This is a genomic window from Idiomarina abyssalis (assembly GCF_900116625.1).
Lineage (GTDB): Bacteria > Pseudomonadota > Gammaproteobacteria > Enterobacterales > Alteromonadaceae > Idiomarina > Idiomarina abyssalis.
Map to the genome: position 1 here is coordinate 160,678 of NZ_FPBE01000005.1, position 17,051 is coordinate 177,728.

Sequence of the window (17,051 nt, forward strand, 5' to 3'; positions counted from 1 at the left end):
CATGAGCGAATTTCTTGTGTCATTGAATCCGTTGAATCAGGAGCCGGTCGGACAGGTGCCAATCACCTCCCGGTCCGAGCTGACAGAAATTGTGGGCCGGAGTCGGATCGCGCAGGCGAACTGGGGCCGGTTATCGCTAGAAGAGCGTGCAACCCGCCTGAGGGATGCTTACCATGCGCCGGCGTCTGCCCAGAATCAACTCGCCCGATTGATCACCCTGGAACTATCCACTGGCCATGGCCAACAACTTGCTGCTCCCTGCCCTGATGGCGGGCAACAGCGTCATTCTGAAACCCTCAGAACACACGCCGCTGGTTGCAGATCTGTTCGTTCGCGCACTACAGCACCATCTGCCCGAGCATCTGATTCAAATTGCCCACGGCCATCACCCCCTGCACTGCTTGCACAGTTCAGCGGAGATCACTTCGGGCACTAGACCTGCTGTTTGAACGCTAGCCGCGGGCGTGGTGGTCACCAAATGGTGACTAGTTTCAAACATTCGCGTCGTCCCGATAATGAAAGAGAGCTCCGTTAATCCTTAATCACCAAAGAATGCGAGATGCCAGTCAAACATCGGAATCACCCATTGTGGCGGAATATGATCCAGGAACAACGCGAGGCAAATATTTTCAGCTGGATCACCTCTGAAGCGATCGCCATGCGGATTCCGCGAATTCTTCCCGATAATCCCGAGGCGAAGTCTGTACCCGGCCAGCCAGCCAGGCTTTGCAGTAATTTTCCGACGGGCCGACGATCAGAGAGATTACGATCTCGAACGGCTGAACAATGCTGTTACTTTCGTTACCGAAGCCAAGCAACTTTGCTTTGAGTTCCCGGAAGCCTTTCGCATTCCTATCTTTCAGCTCCTCCTGAAATGGTCCTTTAGCGACTGCTGATCGCGCCTGATACAGGAACCTTGCCCATTCGGGATTGGCGACAACCCAGTCGAGATAACTACAGATAACTGAATACACAGCCTCGCGAAGGCTGTTGGTGTTGGCTAACTCCCGGTCCAGATGTTGTCGCTGATCATCCTGAGCTGCAAAAAAGAGTGCGCTTAAAATACCCTCCTTGTTGCCAAAGTGGTGATAGATCGCCCCTACACTCGTTTCGCAGCCGGCTTTGATGACTTCGATCGTGGTGGCCTGCTGCCCAACGCCCAGATAAAAAAACATTTTTTGGAACCAGGCAGTTTTGGCTTGAAAGAAATCGGCCACAGCGACCTGCTACGCAGCCGATGCAAAGCCTGCTGGCCGCATATTCTGGAAGGCTTGGAGTCCAACGGCTGAAGCAATGGGGCAACTTGATCGTTTGCCGGGTTCTTTAAGAGTGACTCTTCTTAGGAATGTCCGCAGTAACGGGGTAGAAGCCGTCAGGCAAAACCCTCCAGCACAATCTTGCCAACGGCGGTTCCTGATTCCAGTTCGGCGTGTGCGGCACGTAGATTCTCGGCGTTGATCGCTCCGAGGTACTTACCTGCAGTTGTGCGGATGAAGCCTTGATCTACAAGCCGTGAGACCTCATTCAACAAGTCGTGCTGAACCTGCATATCATCCGCCTGGTGCATTGAGCGGGCGAACATGAATTCAATGTGTAATGATAGACTCTTCGGCTTGATCTTCATTACGTCCAGACTTGCAGGATCGTCGATCATGGCAATCTTTCCAAACGGCTTAAGCACCGCCACATAATCGTCGAAGTATTGATCTGTGGCGTTAAGACTGGCCACATGGGTTACAGAACCAATTTTGCCGGCAGACACCAGTGTTTCGATCTGGGGCTGCAAGGGTTCACGGTGATTCAAAACAAAATCCGCACCCAATGATTCAACCCAGGCCTTCGATTCCGGGCGAGATGCCGTAGCGAGTACTTTTGCGCCTGTCAGCTGTTTGATCAATTGAACTAGAATTGAACCCACGCCTCCTGCGGCGCCAATCACAAGTACCACATCGTCGCTTGGAGTGATGGACCCAGCCAACTGTCGCTCAAGTTGCAGGTGGTCAAACAGCATTTCCCATGCTGTTATCGTGGTCAGGGGCAACGCCGCAGCATCGGCGTCGGACAGGCTGGCAGGCTTCCGACCAACCAGACGCTCATCGACAACCTGGTATTCAGCGTTGCTACCCTGACGGGTAACGTCACCGGCATAAAATACGGTGTCACCTTCTTTGAAGAGTGAAGCGCCCTCGCCTATTGCCACTACCTCTCCAACGGCATCCCATCCAAGTACTTTGATCTGGCCTGGTTCGGGCTCTGCCTGCTGGCGTACCTTGAAGTCAACGGGGTTCACGGCGATGGCTTTGACTCTGACCAACAGGTCCCGGCCTTTTGCGACGGGACGTTCCATCTCAACATTTTGCAGCGCATCAGGGTTTTCGATAGGAAGAGATTCCCGATATCCAACAGCTTTCATTATCTGTCTCCGCAATGATTTTCGAGTAGCGCGCAGTATAGTCGCCGTTTACACTCGGGTAAAGACGACTGACACACAGCGGGTGCGTTCAGTGAATGACATTGGGTATGCCGTCTACCAGCAGGGTGGATACGTTGCCGCCGTGTGCCATGGTCCGGCAGCTCTGCTCAACATCCGCGACAACAACGGCAACCTGATCATCGACGGCAAACAGGTCGCAGGATTCAGTAACGCCGAGGAAGAAGCCGCCGGGCTTACCGGTGTGGTTCCGTATCTTCTACAGGACGAACTCGTGAAAAGCGGAGCCGATGAACAGCCTGTCGCATCAGTCAGGATGATGATTGATATATCTCGTCCGAATTAGTCCGCCCGGCCAACGGGCGGATATACTATCAGCTCTCGTACACAAAATTTCCCGAGGATGCTATGAACACACTTTTTACTCCCCTGAAAATGGGCGCCAGTGAATTGGCCAATCGGGTCTTCATGGCCCCCCTCACCCGCGTCCGTGCCGACGCTGATCACGTTCCCACGGATATGATGGTTGAGTATTACGCCCAGCGTGCCTCTGCCGGCCTGATCATCACTGAAGCGACCATGGCTATTGAAGGCAATTCGGCCTTCTGGCGCGAGCCCGGTATCTATTCCGAGGCGCAAGTTGAAGGCTGGAAGAAAGTCACTGATGCGGTACACGCCAAAGGTGGCAAGATTTATCTGCAAATCTTTCACGGTGGCCGCGCCTGCCACCCGGTGTTAAACAATGGCAAGGATCCGGTAGCGCCCAGCGCCATTGCCATCACCAGCGATGAAGTGCACACACCGGAAGGTAAGAAGTCCTACACGGTTCCCCGCGCACTGGCCGACAGCGAAATCCCGGCCATCATCGACGGTTTCCGCACCGCCGCCGAGAATGCCAAGCGCGCCGGCTTTGACGGTGTTGAGGTTCATGGCGCCAACGGCTATCTGCTGGATCAGTTCCTGCGTGATAGCTCCAACCATCGAGAAGGCCCCTACGGTGGCCCGATCGAAAATCGCGCCCGACTTCTGCTGGAGGTGATTGAAGCCGTATCCGGAGTGTTCGGTTCCAAGAACGTCGGTGTTCGACTGAGCCCCCTCAACAGCTTCCAGAGCATGAAAGACAGTGATCCGGTCGGTCTGGTTACCTGGCTCGCCAAGCGCCTGAACGACTACGGCCTGGCCTTTGTTCATTTGATGCGCAGCGACTTTTTCGGGGAACAGCAAGCGGACGTCATTACTCCGGTCCGCGAACACTTCAAGGGCAAGTTGATCCTCAACATGGGCTACACCGGTGAAGAAGCAGAACAAGCCATCGAATCCGGACTGGCCGACGCTGTCGCCTTTGGCGTGCCCTTCATTGCCAACCCGGACCTCCCGGAGCGCCTGAAGCTTGGCGCCGAGCTCAACGAAGCAGATCCGGCGACTTTTTACTCCCAGGGTGCGGAAGGGTATATTGACTACCCTTACCTTGAAAGAGTTAGCTGAAGCATAATGTCGAAAGGGGGCTGTTAGCCCCCTTTTTCGTTGCGGCGACTTCTCTGGCCGGTTAGACCGCTTTCAGGTGCCGCCCGCAGGGCGAGGTGGTCATGATTTCGTGCCAGCGATCCCGCAGCAGGCGCTCGAGGTGGTCCCGAATCCAGATAATGCCGGGATCCCGGTCATGGCGGGCGTGCCAGACCAGGTACATGCTGGTGGGATCAACCTCAAAGGGCAGCTCTCCCATCCAGAGCCCGTTCACAAAACCGCAGTCCTGACTGATGAGTTCCGGCACCGCCGCAATCAGGTTTGTCTCCCGAAGCACCTGCGGCACGATGGAGAAATGATTGACGGTGGCGGCAATCCGGCGGCTTTGCCCCTTCTGGTCCAGGTAGCTGTCCACGAAACCATGGGCGTCGCCCGACATGGACACAAGCAAATGCCGGGCCTCCAGGAATTCCTCCATGGTGATCGGCTTACCCGCCAGCGGATGTCCTTCGCGCATCGCCAGCACGTAGCCACCCTCAAACAACCAGGTGCTCCGCAGGCTGTGGTCGTGCTGGTTCAGAACGCCAACCGCCAGGTCCACGTGGGCTTCGCGCAGATCGTCGTAGGTGCCATCGAGCGTGTACGGGACCGCGTGCAGATCGACACCGGGCGCCTCCCGCTCCAGCAATTCGATTAACTGGCGCCAGACCATCTCAACGATCACGTCGGTAGCGGCGATGCGAAATTTCCTTTTGGAATTAGCGGGGTCGAACTGAGTGGCTGAAACCGTGTTGGTTAGCGCGTACATGGGCCCGCCTACCTGGTCCCAGAGGCTCAAGGCATAAGACGTTGGCTCGATGTTACGACCTTTGCGGACAAACAGCGGGTCGCTCCAGATCTGGCGCATCCGGGAAATTGCGTTGGATACCGCCGGCTGGGTCATGGCCAGACGCTCGGCGGCTCGGGTCACCGAGCGCTCGGTCATGATGGCGTCGAAAATATAGAGGAGTTGCAGCTCCTGGGTTTTCATCGTGGGGTACCTGAATGATGGCAATGGACCCGGATAAGTCTAACCAGCATTGGCGGGCAGCGCAACCGGCACACAAAAACACCCTCCCATAACAAGAGGGTGTTGATTCGAGCCGGTGAATTACAGGTTGCCTTTGACGAAGGCCCGCAACTGGCCCAAGGTGCCGGCACCGGTCTGCCGGGCCACCACGCCGCCCTCGCGGAACAGCGCCAGGGTCGGAATGCTGCGGATTCCCATGCGAGCCGCCGTTTCCGGGCTGTCATCCACGTTGACCTTGGCCACTACCAGGTCATCGCCCAGTTCGTCGGCGATTTCATCAAGCATGGGGCCAACGGTCTTGCAGGGGCCGCACCAGGGTGCCCAGAAATCGACCAGGACCGGCTTGTCGTTACGACCAACGGCCGCATCAAAGTTGCTGTCGTTTACTTCAACGATGTTGCTCATATCGTTTCTCCGTTTCCAGTAATGCCTGAGCCTAACCATGCGCCCTGCTCTTGCTGAAAACCAATTGTTCAGCGGTATACATGGTATTTCCCAGGGTGATGTACACCGGTTGTCAGTGACTGCCAAAGCGCTTGCTCAGCTCCATGTTGTCCCAGAGGGTGTGGGTGTAACCGGCCCAGACTTCCGCTAGCAGCACATTCAGATCATTGGCACTGAGTTCGTGATCAGAATCCCGGAACTGACCCTGCAGAAAAGCGTTGTAGGCCCTGGCCTTCACCGACAGGCCACCCCAGAAGTAGTTCTCCCGACCGCCGACCGCGGAGACGCTGGGCGCCCGCTCACCGTAGGCCATCAATTCCGGGTTGAAGCGGTTATCCGGCGACGAAATCAGCCCTCCCCGGAACACCAGGGCGGCGCCAAATTCAGTGAGGTATCCGACGCTCCCAAAGTAGGTCACCTTGAACTTGCTGCCCGGCTCACTGCCATCCAGGTACTGGTGGTAGGCCGCGGAGTACCGCAAGGTAGGCTCGCCCCCTTCGGAGATATGGTGATCCCAGCCTTCGGGCTTGTCACTGCCGGTGGCCTTGTGAATCGCATTCTGACTGTGCTCAAACAGGTCTAAGCCCAGGGCACCAACGGTCAGCGAGGTGGTCCATCCCGAGGTGCCACCGGCTGACTGATAACTGCGGCTCGTGGACAGATACACCAGGCTGCTGTACGGTCGGTCGCTCCTGTCGATACCTTGCTCCGTAATCTCCTCTGGGGTAAAGCCGTAGGCACCGAACTCCACTGAGGTGTTCTCAGGCTGGCCCGGCACCACAAAACGCTTCGTCAACTTGCTTCTACCAAGGTGTTCGGTTTAAATGGGGGCTACTACAGATGTTCATGGGCCCGAAGATGTCCGCGCTGGACATAGTGGTGAAGTAAAGCAGGTCTGATCTGTCCCCGGTTTCGAAACGGGAGATGAAATGCGGCCTTTGGTCTAAGGTTACAAGAACGAATATCTAATTATCACCCGACGGACATAACTGGCGGCTCTAATGACTGACTACTTTATTCAGGCGTTTATTTACCTGGTGGCGGCGGTAATCGCGGTGCCGTTGGCCAAGCGGTTCGGGCTGGCTGGGTTCGGTACTCGGTTACCTGGTGGCCGGTGTGGTGCTGGCCAACAGCGAATTTCGGCACGAACTGGAAGCCAATATCGAGCCGTTCAAAGGGCTGCTGCTGGGGCTGTTCTTCATTACCGTGGGCGCGGGAATCAATTTCGGCGTTCTGGCGGAGTCCTGGGATATCGTCCTGCTTCTCGCCCTGGCGGTGATCATCGGCAAGGCCCTGATTCTGGTTGGTCTGGCCCTCGCCTTCCGCATCCGCAGCAGTGATGGCTGGCTGTTCACCCTCGGACTCGCCCAGGCCGGTGAATTCGGGTTTGTGCTGCTGACCTACAGCACCCAGAACCGTGTGATCCCGGCGGACACCGCGCAGTCACTGGTCGTGGCCCTGTCCATGTTCCTGACGCCGCTGTTGTTCATTGTCTATGACCGGGTGGTGCTGCCGCGCTATCAGAAGGCCTCCAATGAAGAAGCGGAGCCGGATGAGATAGAAGAGCAGGCGCCGGTGATCGTGGCAGGGGTCGGCCGCTTTGGGCAGATCGTCTGCCGGTTGCTTCGCGCCAACAACATTCCGAGCGTTGCCCTGGACCAGATCGAAAACCTGCGCCGAATCCAACTGAAAAGTTACTTTGGCGACGCCACCCGCATCCAGCTACTGGAAACGGCCGGCATTGCCGAGGCACGCCTGCTCGTTGTGGCCATTGATGACTGCAACCGGGCCGTTAATCTGGTGCGTCATGTCAAACAGCTTTACCCGGAGGTCTGGGTACTGGCCCGCGCCTTCGACCGCGGCCACAGCTACGAACTGCGCGAAGCCGGCGCCGACGACGTGGTAAGCGAAACCTACTACTCCGCCCTGGCACTCGGCGGCGATGCCCTCACCGCCATGGGCGTCCAGCCAGAACGCGCTCGCCGGATGATCCAGTCCTTCGTTGCCAGCGAAAAAGCCAACGAAGACCAACTGTTCAACGCCTGGCGCAACATCGAGGAAGGCATCCACTTCAGCCCGCGCTACGCGCAGTTGTTCATGAAGCTGGAAGAATCACTGGGGCACGCCATGCGGGAGGACGAACGGCTAACTGAGGACGAAGCGCCGACGTGGACAGCGCCGACGGACAATCACTGATCACGAAAACAAAAAGGCCGGCTTGATGAATACTTCCGAAAAGAATGTGGTTCTACGGCTTAATGAGCATAAGAAGAGCGCATCAAATCCCTGACGGCTATCTGTCAAATTGCATGGGCGTAGCCATGTTCCATCACAGCATTTTATCAGATCGACGCGCATCTCTTACCGCTAGAAAAATCGGCACACCAATCTGCGAGAACAGCGCCAGGACCCAAAGCCCGTTGCTGACAATCGACGGTACGAGGGGATGAACGGCTAGCACAATCAGCGCCATGACAATGCCGAACAGCCTCAGACCGGCGCTATGGTAGTTGTCGGTGGCATCAGCCACGGTTCGACGCAGCGCCCATAGCGAAGCTAAAAAAAACGCAAGGCCGACCGAGCCAAGCGCGGCGTAGCCGGGCGGATAAGGATCCCACAGGCCGACGTAGACTTCTCCGGCCAGCGCAACGCCAATCGTCACCGCACTCCACAAAATCACGATGTGAGCAAACCAGTATCTCAGCAGCACAGCACTGGTGCGGCTCTTCGGTTTTGCATTGCCGGCGCAGTCGAAATAAGTCCAGGCCAGCGCGAAGAGGGACAAGCCGCCCATGGTCACATTGAACAGCGTACCCGCGCTGACTATGTAGACGCCCTTGTCGGCCAGCGTGACCACCAGCTTAAAGAATCCTTCACCCAGCAAGATCAACATCAGAAGGCCGAAGCGCTCCGAGATGTGTCCGAGTTGAGGCACAAAGCGTTCGAAGCGGAGCGTGCCTACGCGCGGCAGCATATACTGCAGCTGAATTGCTGCCACGCCGGCGGCAAAGACCCAATAGGCGACCGGTGTGGGCAAAAAAGCCGACAGCGCGAACAACCCGGCCAACACGAAAAAATTCCGCCCCTGTTCCTGCGCCAGCCTATTGGCCGCGTTGTCGGTACAGCGCGCCCGCCAGTAAAGATAGGCCGTCAGAGCCCGATTCAACGCATAGCCCAGCGCGAAATACGTCCAGCCTTCACCGCCCACGTCGGGAATCGCCGCCGCGATGGTCATCATTGTGACAATCTTAAGTGCCATCACCACGCGATGCGGCATGTCCGTGGAGATATACAGTGAGTTATAGACCGAGCTGTCTGCCCAGGCATAGAAAATCGCCAGAAACAGTCCCGTAAACACCCAGAATCCTTGCCACCCCAGATGATGGGACAGGTAATTCCCCAAAATGAAAATTGTCACTACATGGACCAGATCGAAGAAAAGTTCCACCCAGTGCACGTGGTCGTGGGTTTCATCGACATCCATGTAATGGCGCGGTCGCCGCCAGAGAAGATCGCTAATTACCATACACTACCCCTTTTCTTATTGTTCTGGCGGTGAATTATGCGCCGGCCAGAGACTAGCGGAAGCTACGAACTGTTAATCAAGTTCGACCACTATTTTACCAATCTGCTGATTTGACTCCAGATAGTGATGCGCTGCCACTATCTCTTCAAATTTAAAGCTTCGATCAATGACAGGCTTGAGTGTTCCTTCGGATAAACCCGAGTGGATAAATTGCTTTGCTCTGCGAAAACGCTCGATGTCTTTTATAACTTCAGTAAACACATACCCCCTAACTGTCAGACTTTTACGAAGTGCTATTTTTAAGGGAAAAGGGGTTGTTTCGGGACTTAATGCTCCGTGTACTATTATTGTTCCTTCAGGGCTCATTGCTTCAGCAATTTCAGCTATCTGCGGCCCACCGACAGCATCAAATGCGATTTTTAAATTGTTTGCTCCCAAGATGCTTCTCAAGCTATCCAGTAGCGGTTCTTCTTGGGTTGCAATCACATGGGCCGCACCAGCCTTGAGCACAGCAGCCTTTTTAGCTCCTGTTAGAGTTGTAGCGATAGGGATACCCCCCAGAGAATTCACAATTTGAATCGCAGCCAATCCAACACTGCTCGATGCGGCGGTTATCAGTACTGAATCGCCTTTTTGCACGTTAGCAATTTCGACCAAAGCGCCATAAGCTGTCAGGTACTGCATCCAAGCTGCTGCGCCTTCAGCAAAGGTTAGCCCTGCTGGTTTGGGTGCCACATATTCACTTGGTACGACAATCTCTTCTGCGTAGCAGCCATTCTGAGAAAGCCCCATCTGAGGGACAATACAAACCTCTTCCCCAAGGCGTAAATGATTCACCTCTTCCCCGACTTCAATAACTATCCCGGATGCTTCATAGCCGATTCGCGAAGGGAAGTCAGCCTTTTCTATATAGTGGCCTCGCCTAAATATGGCATCAGCACGATTGAGCCCAACAGCTTTGACCGCAATACGAACATCAGTGGCCTGCAAACTTGGACTCGCCAGCGAGTCAATAGTTAACACCTCGGGGCCACCTAATTCATGGAAACGAACAGTTCGAATTAGTTTTCTTGGGCTCATATGCATCCTCAACAATGTCTTTTTAAGCAATTACATCAATAACTACTTTACCCATGGACCCCAACTCTACAGCATTATGTGCATCCATTGCCGTGTCAAGGGAGAAGCGTAACGGATCGAGTAGTGGCTTAATTTGTCCAGCTTCAACGAGAGCCGTAATTTGCCGCAGAATGTCACCATGATGTTTGCGCCCCTCTCCGCTGAGCTGTGGGTGTAACACAAAAATCGCTGATAATGTTGCAGAGCGCAATGACGACGGTACCAGGTTATGTGAGCCGAATGCAGCACAGCTTAAAATATGGCCGTAATGTGCAATGATACCTAATGAGGCATCGAGTACAGAGCCACCGGCAGTGTCGTAAATGATATCGAATCCTTTGCCTTGGGTGTATGCGTCCACGTACTCAGCAGGGCTTGTAGTGTGATAATCAATTGGCGTGGCACCAAGCGCCTTGAGCCGTTGTTGTTTTCCAGTCGATGCAGTGGCATAAACGTCGGCACCTAAGGCCTTAGCAATTTGCACAGCTAAATGCCCAACTCCGCCAGCTCCACCTTGGATAAGGATTTTCTGGCCCGCTTTAACATTCGCCTTGTCAACCAAACCTTCCCAAGCAGTAAGTGCAACCAGAGGTAAAGCCGCAGCTTCACGCATGGACAAATTTTTCGGTTTGAGAGCAAGTAACTCAGCATCTACGTTGGCATATTCAGCCAATGATCCTTGCAATCCTCGCACTCCGCCAGTCAGACCATAAACTTCATCGCCTACTGAAAAGTCGGTGACGCCGTCGCCGATAGCAACAATTTCTCCAGCTAAATCGGTGCCAAGTACTGCGGGTAATTCCGGCATGGCATAAGGAGCGATACCTTGGCGGATCTTGTAATCAATAGGATTGACTCCACTTGCAAATATTTTTACTTGCACCTGACCTGCTGATGGAGAGGGTAAGTTAATCAGGGCATCCCGGAATACTGTACCCTCTTCATAGCTATCTAATACCAAAGCACGCATTTGTCTGTTTAACGCTGTCATCAATAACCTCACAAAATGAATATTCAGCGGGTGGTTAAATCACCCGCTGGTTAATAGGTCTTTTATTAAACGAATTAAAATTCTTGAACAGTTGGGCGCAGAACAATCTCGTTGATATCCACATCCGCAGGCTGCTCAATTGCGTATGCGATAGCACGAGCAACAGAGTCAGATGGAATTTCATTTTGCTGATAAAAATCTTTTACAAAGGCTGCACCCTGAGTATCTGAACTTCCATGTTTTAAATCAGATTCGATTGCACCCGGTGAAATGATTGTTGAACGAATTTTACCCCCAACTTCATGGCGTAAGCCTTCGGCAATAGCGCGAACAGCGAATTTGGTTCCGCTATAAACCGTGCCGCCGGGACTGAATACTTTGATACCCGCTACGGAAGAAATATTGATAAAGTGGCCTGTTCCCTGAGCCTGAAAGATCGGAAGCGCTGCGGCTACTCCATACAGCAGACCTTTAACGTTGATGTCAATCATGCGATCCCATTCGTCAACTCGAGTCTCAGCTAACGGTGCAATCGCCATTAACCCTGCATTATTGATAACCACATCAACTTTACCGAAGCGCTCTTGTGCAAGATTTACAAGGGCCTTCACTTCGTCCGGGCTAGTCACATCTGTCGCTTGAACCGCAACTTCTCCGCCTGCTGCGCGTATGTCAGCAGCAATAGCTTCAAGCTTGTCGATGCGTCGGGCACCTAAAACAACAGATGCGCCAAGGCTGGCTAAATGTCTTGCCGTGGTCTCGCCTAAACCGCTGCTACCACCAGTGATCACAACGACCTTACCGCTGATGTTATTTGCTAAAACACTGCTCATAGTTAATATCCTCAAATAAGTTGAATGACGTTGTCTAAATAACAAGCAAAGTATCTCTTACCTTCAAAAACCAATAAATGGAAATGTTTTAATTTCACAATTCCATATTTTGGAATAATATTTATGTATTCATTTCAAACCTGAATGTGACTGTGATGCTTAACAGATTGGAAATGCTCCGGATATTTTGTACTGCTGCTGAGTCTCGCAGCTTTAAAGAAGCGGCTAACCGTCTGGGAATTTCTCCTCAGGCAGTGACGCGAGCAGTGAAGGAGTTAGAGCGATTGCAAGGGGAGCTTTTATTTCATCGAAATACTCGACACATACAAGTGACCCTAATTGGAGAAAAATTTGCTTTGATAGCAAAAGAACGCCTGCGCGCTGTAGATGAATTGTTTCAAACAAGCGCCCCTGACTCGGGTAATGAATTACAAGGGCGGGTTCGTATCGCAGCGCCTGTTGGTTTTGGTCATAAGTGCTTAATGCCAGTATTACTGGAACTTTCAACAATACATCCTCAACTGGATATAGACCTGACACTCAGTGACGAGCGCGTGGATGTAGTTGACGAAAAAATAGATATTGGGATTCGTATCGGCTTCATGAGAGATAGTCGATTTATTGCCCGCCAGCTCACCAAAATTAATCTGTATGTCGTGGCTTCGCCTGACTTAATAAATAGAGTGGGAAGGCCTGCGTCTATTGAAGAACTAAACCACTTGCCGGTTACAGGGTTAGTAGATCGCAATACGGGAAAGCTTTGGCCATGGGTTTTTTCCATGGACAGACAGTGGACGCCATCCATAACACGTTTTCGAAGTGCCGACGCCGAAGCTGAATTAATGGGTGTACAAAATGGACTGGGGTTTGCTCAAATTCCTGACTTTTTGGCCCAAGACTTATTACGCCAAGAGAAACTTGTGAGAGTGTTAGAAGAGGTCGAGCCGGTGCCTTGGGATTTATATATTTATCGCCCTCAACGTGGTCCAGTACCACAACGTGTTCGATTGGTTTTTGATCACTTGGTGTCAAGATTGAGTGTCCGCTAATGGCACATAAGTAATATTCATAAAGTGCGAATACTACATTAGCTCACTTTACTGCAAAAACCGTAACCAATGTCTTCGTTGAGTCACCAGGAATCATAACAAAGTGCATTTTGCTACCAACATGCTGCCAAAACTCTGCCTCCTGTGCATATTTTTTTGCTTTTTGGATAGTGTAGTAGCCCCCATTTAAACCGGACACGCTTCGATGGAATAAATACTTCGTCCATAAGTGAATGGAAATAGTTCAGGACCTCAACACCCGTCGCTAATTCGAAAAAGCCGTTGTTAAACCCTGTTTCATCCAGTCGATGGCGCCCTAATGGTCGCGAAGCAACGCCATAAAAGCCTGAAGGCTGGTGTAATCGCACAAAAGGATATGCGTCGTTCCAGTGCCCGCCCACTTTTGAACGACGGTCGACCATCAAAAAGGTGGCGTCGGTTTCTGTGAGCATCTTGTCGACAAAAGCCAACGCTGTGGCATTGTAACCATCCCCTAAAATCGGTGCATGCGTAATTAGAGTTCTCCGGCCTACAATGAGGCAAACGGAGAACGACATGAAGAAATCACGGTACAGCGAGTCACAGATCGTCAAGATTCTGAAGGAGGTCGAGGGCGGCCGCCTGGTCAAGGAAGTCTGCCGGGAATACGGCATCTCCGATGCGACCTACTACAACTGGAAATCCAAGTACGGGGGCATGGAGGCCTCTGATGTGAAGCGCCTCAAAGAGTTGGAAGAGGAAAACCGCCGGCTGAAGCAGATGTATGCCGAGCTGAGCCTGGATCACAAACTGAAACAAGAGTAGACGCTACTCAATGTTCTGGATCTGCTCCCTCATCTGCTCAATTAATACCTTTAGCTCAACCGCAGCGGCGGTGATATCGGCGTTAATTGATTTAGAGGCTAGTGTGTTTGCTTCGCGGTTGAACTCTTGCATCATAAAGTCCAGACGCCGTCCGCAAGGGCCACCTTTTTTCAGTATTTTTCGGGCTTCTTCTACGTGGGCGTCCAGGCGATCGAGCTCTTCGGCTACATCGACTTTTTGCGCCAGCATTATCATTTCCTGCTCAACACGCTGCGGATCCAATTCTATTTTTACTTCTTCAAACCGTGTAAGTAAGCGCTCACGTTGCCACTGGAGCACTTCTGGCATACGTTCGCGAACAAAGGCGACTTGTTTGCTAACACCATCCAGACGCTCTTGCAGCATTTTATCAATAGCCGAGCCTTCGCTTTTACGATTTTCTATGAACTCTGCAATAGTCGCATCAAGGGCTTTTAACACTTCTTTTTGCAAAGCGTCGGTGTCTTGCTCGTCCGCGTTCACCACACCCGGCCATTTCAATACATCAATTGGGTTTAACTGGCCTGCTGCGGAATGCTGACTCACCCACTTAGCACTGGCAATAACGCTTTTCGCAAGCTCTTCATTAATAGATAGCTCGCTTTGCCGCGTTTCATCCATATGCACGTATAACTTGCATTCAACCTTGCCGCGCTGCAAATTTTTCCGAAATTTATCGCGCAGTGCGTTTTCCAGCGAGCGAAAGTTTTCCGGCAAGCGGAAGAAGGTTTCTAAATACCGCTGGTTTACCGAGCGGACTTCCCATGTTGCGGTGCCCCAGTCAGCTTTATGTTCGTAGCGAGCGTAGCCCGTCATACTTTGAATCATTATATTTCCTTATTTTTTCGCATGCTTTTCGCGGTTTTTCTGTTTCTGTTCGGCGTTTTTCTTCATCATAATATACACGGCCCCACGGCCGCCGTGTGCCCGTTGCGCGCTATGAAACGCCAGTACCGGCGGCAATTCTCGCAGCCATTTATTCACATAGCTTTTTATCAGCGCCGGGTGTGGTTTCGAATGCTTACCCATGCCGTGAATCACCAAAGCCATTCGTACACCAGCAGCATGACAGTCCTGCACAAAATTAAACAATGCAGTGCGCGCCTCCACTAACGAGTGATGATGCAAGTTCAGGCTCGCTTCCATAGTGTAGCGGCCTTGCTTCAAGCGCTTAAACACACCGGCCTGCACCCCGTCGCGGTGAAACTCGATAGCTTCATCCGGCGCCACTAAATCGACATATTCAGTCGACAAGAAGTTAGCATTCTCTGCTTCTTCGGCCTCCGCCGCCCGGCGGCGCTCTTTTTGCGCCAGCGTCGGTTCAAAAGCCTGCTTAATATCAGCAACTTCTTCACCCGCCAAGGGCGTTACGTCAGTCATTTCCTGACGAAACAACTCAAATTCTTCATCATCTGAACGCGACATACTGCCTCCCGCTCATATTCTTTTGCTCGGTCTAGTGTAATACGTTGCTGCGCGAATCGCGATCCATTAATCGTGCAATTCTGCTACAATTGCGCTCAATTTATACATCGCGACATTCACTCAGTAAGGAGATGACATGCGTCCAAGTGGCCGTACGGCACAACAAATTCGACCGGTAACCATTACCCGTAACTTTACCAAACACGCAGAAGGCTCGGTTTTAATCGAGTTTGGCGAAACCAAGGTGCTTTGTAATGCATCGGTAGAGCGCGGCGTTCCGCGCTTTTTAAAAGGTAAAGGCCAGGGCTGGGTTACCGCTGAATACAGCATGTTACCACGCGCAACTCATACCCGTTCTGCCCGCGAGGCGTCACGCGGTAAGCAAGGCGGTCGTACCTTAGAAATTCAGCGTTTAATTGGCCGCTCACTGCGTACCTGTATTGATATGAGTGCCTTAGGTGAACACACCATTACTATCGACTGTGACGTGATTCAGGCCGACGGTGGCACACGTACCGCGTCTATTACCGGTGCTTGTGTCGCCTTAGTTGACGCACTGAACTGGATGCGGGCGCAAGGTATGGTCAAAGTAAATCCGCTAAAAGAAATGGTCGCGGCAATTTCAGTCGGTATTTTAGACGGCGAACCAGTCAGTGATCTGGAATACATTGAAGACTCAAAAGCCGATACCGACATGAACATTGTCATGACAGAAGCCGGCAAATTCATCGAAATTCAGGGCACTGCAGAAGGCGAAGCCTTCAGTTTCGACGAAATGAACAGTCTGGTCGATATGGCGCGCCATAGCATCCGCGAGCTTATCGATATTCAGAAAAAAGCTTTAGCCTAGTGTCAGTAATAGTTCAGGAAGTTAACGAATGAAAGCGTATCAAAAAGAGTTTATTGAATTTGCGATTGAGCGTGGTGTTCTTAAGTTTGGCGAATTTACATTAAAGTCGGGTCGCACCAGCCCTTACTTTTTTAACGCCGGGCTTTTTAATAAAGGTTCCGACTTGGCTCGCTTAGGTCGCTTTTACGCAGAGGCTCTGGTCGACTCAGGTATCGACTTTGACGTTTTATTTGGCCCAGCTTATAAGGGCATTCCTATTGCCACGGCAACAGCTGTTGCGCTTTATGATCAGCACAACCAAGACACACCTTATTGCTTTAACCGTAAGGAAAAGAAAGATCACGGTGAAGGCGGCAACTTGGTGGGCTCTGCGCTGGAAGGTAAAGTTATGCTGGTGGATGACGTGATCACCGCAGGAACAGCTATTCGCGAAGCCATGGAGATTGTTCAGGCAAACGGCGCTGAATTATCCGGTGTTCTGATTGCGCTCGACCGTCAGGAAAAAGGCAAAGGCGAGTTATCCGCCATTCAGGAAGTTGAGCGTGATTTTAATGCTCAGGTGGTTAGCATTGTCAGCCTGAACGATGTCATCACCTTTTTGAAGGATGACAACACGTTCAAAGAATATCTACCAAAAGTTGAAGCTTATCGCGCCGAGTTTGGCGTCGCCTGATACGAATTTGCGTAGCCTGATGAGATGGTCCCCTCCCTCCTAAGCGGCATCGCAATGTGCCAATATAGAGGTTCAAACATCCAAAAAAACAGAGTGGAGAGGACCAATGGCTATTGTAAACAGAATTGCCCTGGATTTGGCAAAGGATTTTATTCAGGTTTTGGCGCTGGATGAAAATGAGCAGGAAGTTTTTAATAAAAAGCTGCGCAGCAATAAGGTGTTAGCGAAGCTGGCGACTCTGAAGCGCACGGACAACTGCGAGGTGGCGGTTGAGTCCTGCGGCATGAGCCACCATTGGCGCCGCGAGTGTGAGAAGCTGGGTTATAAAACGGTG

General features: G+C 52.3%; 18 protein-coding genes and 4 pseudogenes. 10 read left to right on the forward strand and 12 right to left on the reverse strand.

Features of this window, described 5'->3' with window-relative positions:
* Position 1 precedes the first annotated feature (1 nt).
* A pseudogene (locus BM359_RS13215) lies at positions 2-200 on the forward strand (aldehyde dehydrogenase family protein); the annotation flags it as partial.
* Between the two features lie 24 nt (positions 201-224).
* Positions 225-449: pseudogene (locus BM359_RS13190) on the forward strand (aldehyde dehydrogenase family protein); the annotation flags it as partial.
* Positions 450-638: 189 nt separating this feature from the next.
* Here the strand turns inward: BM359_RS13190 and BM359_RS10300 are convergent.
* The gene (locus tag BM359_RS10300; RefSeq protein WP_054490016.1) at positions 639-1,217 is read right to left on the reverse strand and encodes a TetR/AcrR family transcriptional regulator; all 579 of its coding nucleotides are present in this window, start codon (positions 1,215-1,217) and stop codon (positions 639-641) included.
* Between the two features lie 155 nt (positions 1,218-1,372).
* On the reverse strand, positions 1,373-2,413 hold the full coding sequence (locus BM359_RS10305) for a zinc-binding alcohol dehydrogenase family protein (protein ID WP_054490013.1): 1,041 nt from the start codon (positions 2,411-2,413) through the stop codon (positions 1,373-1,375).
* Between the two features lie 91 nt (positions 2,414-2,504).
* Here BM359_RS10305 and BM359_RS10310 point away from each other — a divergent pair, with 91 nt between their 5' ends.
* Both BM359_RS10310 and BM359_RS10315 read left to right on the forward strand, forming a co-directional pair.
* Positions 2,505-2,777: a type 1 glutamine amidotransferase family protein gene (locus BM359_RS10310; protein ID WP_054490010.1), complete on the forward strand. Its 273-nt coding sequence runs from the start codon at positions 2,505-2,507 to the stop codon at positions 2,775-2,777.
* A gap of 62 nt (positions 2,778-2,839) precedes the next feature.
* The gene (locus BM359_RS10315) at positions 2,840-3,916 is read left to right on the forward strand and encodes an alkene reductase (RefSeq protein WP_054490007.1); all 1,077 of its coding nucleotides are present in this window, start codon (positions 2,840-2,842) and stop codon (positions 3,914-3,916) included.
* A gap of 61 nt (positions 3,917-3,977) precedes the next feature.
* Here the strand turns inward: BM359_RS10315 and BM359_RS10320 are convergent, their stop codons facing one another.
* The 3 genes from BM359_RS10320 to BM359_RS10330 form a co-directional block, all read right to left on the reverse strand.
* A complete protein-coding gene (locus BM359_RS10320) occupies positions 3,978-4,925 on the reverse strand; it encodes a LysR family transcriptional regulator (RefSeq protein ID WP_054490005.1) in 948 nt (315 codons plus the stop codon).
* 120 nt (positions 4,926-5,045) lie between these two features.
* A complete protein-coding gene (trxA, locus tag BM359_RS10325; protein ID WP_054490003.1) occupies positions 5,046-5,369 on the reverse strand; it encodes a thioredoxin in 324 nt (107 codons plus the stop codon).
* A gap of 112 nt (positions 5,370-5,481) precedes the next feature.
* Positions 5,482-6,204, reverse strand: coding sequence for a lipid A-modifier LpxR family protein (locus tag BM359_RS10330; protein WP_234972495.1), 723 nt, complete (start codon positions 6,202-6,204; stop codon positions 5,482-5,484).
* Between the two features lie 287 nt (positions 6,205-6,491).
* On the opposite strand from BM359_RS10330, the gene BM359_RS10335 reads away from it, so the two are divergent.
* The gene (locus tag BM359_RS10335) at positions 6,492-7,604 is read left to right on the forward strand and encodes an NAD-binding protein (RefSeq protein ID WP_268766558.1); all 1,113 of its coding nucleotides are present in this window, start codon (positions 6,492-6,494) and stop codon (positions 7,602-7,604) included.
* 133 nt (positions 7,605-7,737) lie between these two features.
* Here BM359_RS10335 and BM359_RS10340 read toward each other — a convergent pair whose 3' ends face one another.
* From BM359_RS10340 to BM359_RS10355, 4 genes are all read right to left on the reverse strand, one after another.
* Positions 7,738-8,934, reverse strand: coding sequence for a low temperature requirement protein A (locus BM359_RS10340; protein WP_054490000.1), 1,197 nt, complete (start codon positions 8,932-8,934; stop codon positions 7,738-7,740).
* Between the two features lie 72 nt (positions 8,935-9,006).
* On the reverse strand, positions 9,007-10,014 hold the full coding sequence (locus BM359_RS10345) for a zinc-dependent alcohol dehydrogenase family protein (RefSeq protein ID WP_054489998.1): 1,008 nt from the start codon (positions 10,012-10,014) through the stop codon (positions 9,007-9,009).
* Between the two features lie 22 nt (positions 10,015-10,036).
* Positions 10,037-11,044: a zinc-dependent alcohol dehydrogenase family protein gene (locus tag BM359_RS10350; RefSeq protein ID WP_054489996.1), complete on the reverse strand. Its 1,008-nt coding sequence runs from the start codon at positions 11,042-11,044 to the stop codon at positions 10,037-10,039.
* 74 nt (positions 11,045-11,118) lie between these two features.
* Positions 11,119-11,877 carry an SDR family oxidoreductase gene (locus BM359_RS10355; RefSeq protein ID WP_054489994.1) on the reverse strand — a complete coding sequence of 253 codons (759 nt, stop codon included), beginning with the start codon at positions 11,875-11,877 and terminating at the stop codon, positions 11,119-11,121.
* A gap of 155 nt (positions 11,878-12,032) precedes the next feature.
* Between BM359_RS10355 and BM359_RS10360 the strand changes: the two genes are divergently transcribed.
* Positions 12,033-12,926 (forward strand): LysR family transcriptional regulator, encoded by an 894-nt coding sequence (locus BM359_RS10360; RefSeq protein ID WP_054489992.1) that lies wholly within the window; start codon positions 12,033-12,035, stop codon positions 12,924-12,926.
* 113 nt (positions 12,927-13,039) lie between these two features.
* Here BM359_RS10360 and BM359_RS13110 read toward each other — a convergent pair whose 3' ends face one another.
* Positions 13,040-13,483, reverse strand: coding sequence for a hypothetical protein (locus tag BM359_RS13110; RefSeq protein WP_054489990.1), 444 nt, complete (start codon positions 13,481-13,483; stop codon positions 13,040-13,042).
* On the opposite strand from BM359_RS13110, the pseudogene BM359_RS10365 reads away from it, so the two are divergent.
* A pseudogene (locus BM359_RS10365) lies at positions 13,482-13,727 on the forward strand (transposase); the annotation flags it as partial. The gene BM359_RS13110 and the pseudogene BM359_RS10365 sit on opposite strands and share 2 nt — an antisense overlap.
* Before the next feature lie 6 nt (positions 13,728-13,733).
* Here BM359_RS10365 and BM359_RS10370 read toward each other — a convergent pair.
* Both BM359_RS10370 and smrA read right to left on the reverse strand, forming a co-directional pair.
* Positions 13,734-14,597 (reverse strand): YicC/YloC family endoribonuclease, encoded by an 864-nt coding sequence (locus tag BM359_RS10370; RefSeq protein WP_054489985.1) that lies wholly within the window; start codon positions 14,595-14,597, stop codon positions 13,734-13,736.
* Positions 14,598-14,606: 9 nt separating this feature from the next.
* Positions 14,607-15,194: a DNA endonuclease SmrA gene (smrA, locus tag BM359_RS10375; protein WP_054489983.1), complete on the reverse strand. Its 588-nt coding sequence runs from the start codon at positions 15,192-15,194 to the stop codon at positions 14,607-14,609.
* A gap of 136 nt (positions 15,195-15,330) precedes the next feature.
* Between smrA and rph the strand changes: the two genes are divergently transcribed.
* The 3 genes and pseudogenes from rph to BM359_RS10390 all read left to right on the forward strand — a co-directional run.
* A complete protein-coding gene (rph, locus tag BM359_RS10380) occupies positions 15,331-16,044 on the forward strand; it encodes a ribonuclease PH (protein WP_054489981.1) in 714 nt (237 codons plus the stop codon).
* 28 nt (positions 16,045-16,072) lie between these two features.
* Positions 16,073-16,717, forward strand: a complete 645-nt coding sequence (pyrE, locus tag BM359_RS10385) for an orotate phosphoribosyltransferase (protein WP_054489978.1) — start codon at positions 16,073-16,075, stop codon at positions 16,715-16,717.
* A gap of 106 nt (positions 16,718-16,823) precedes the next feature.
* Positions 16,824-17,051: pseudogene (locus tag BM359_RS10390) on the forward strand (IS110 family transposase); the annotation flags it as partial.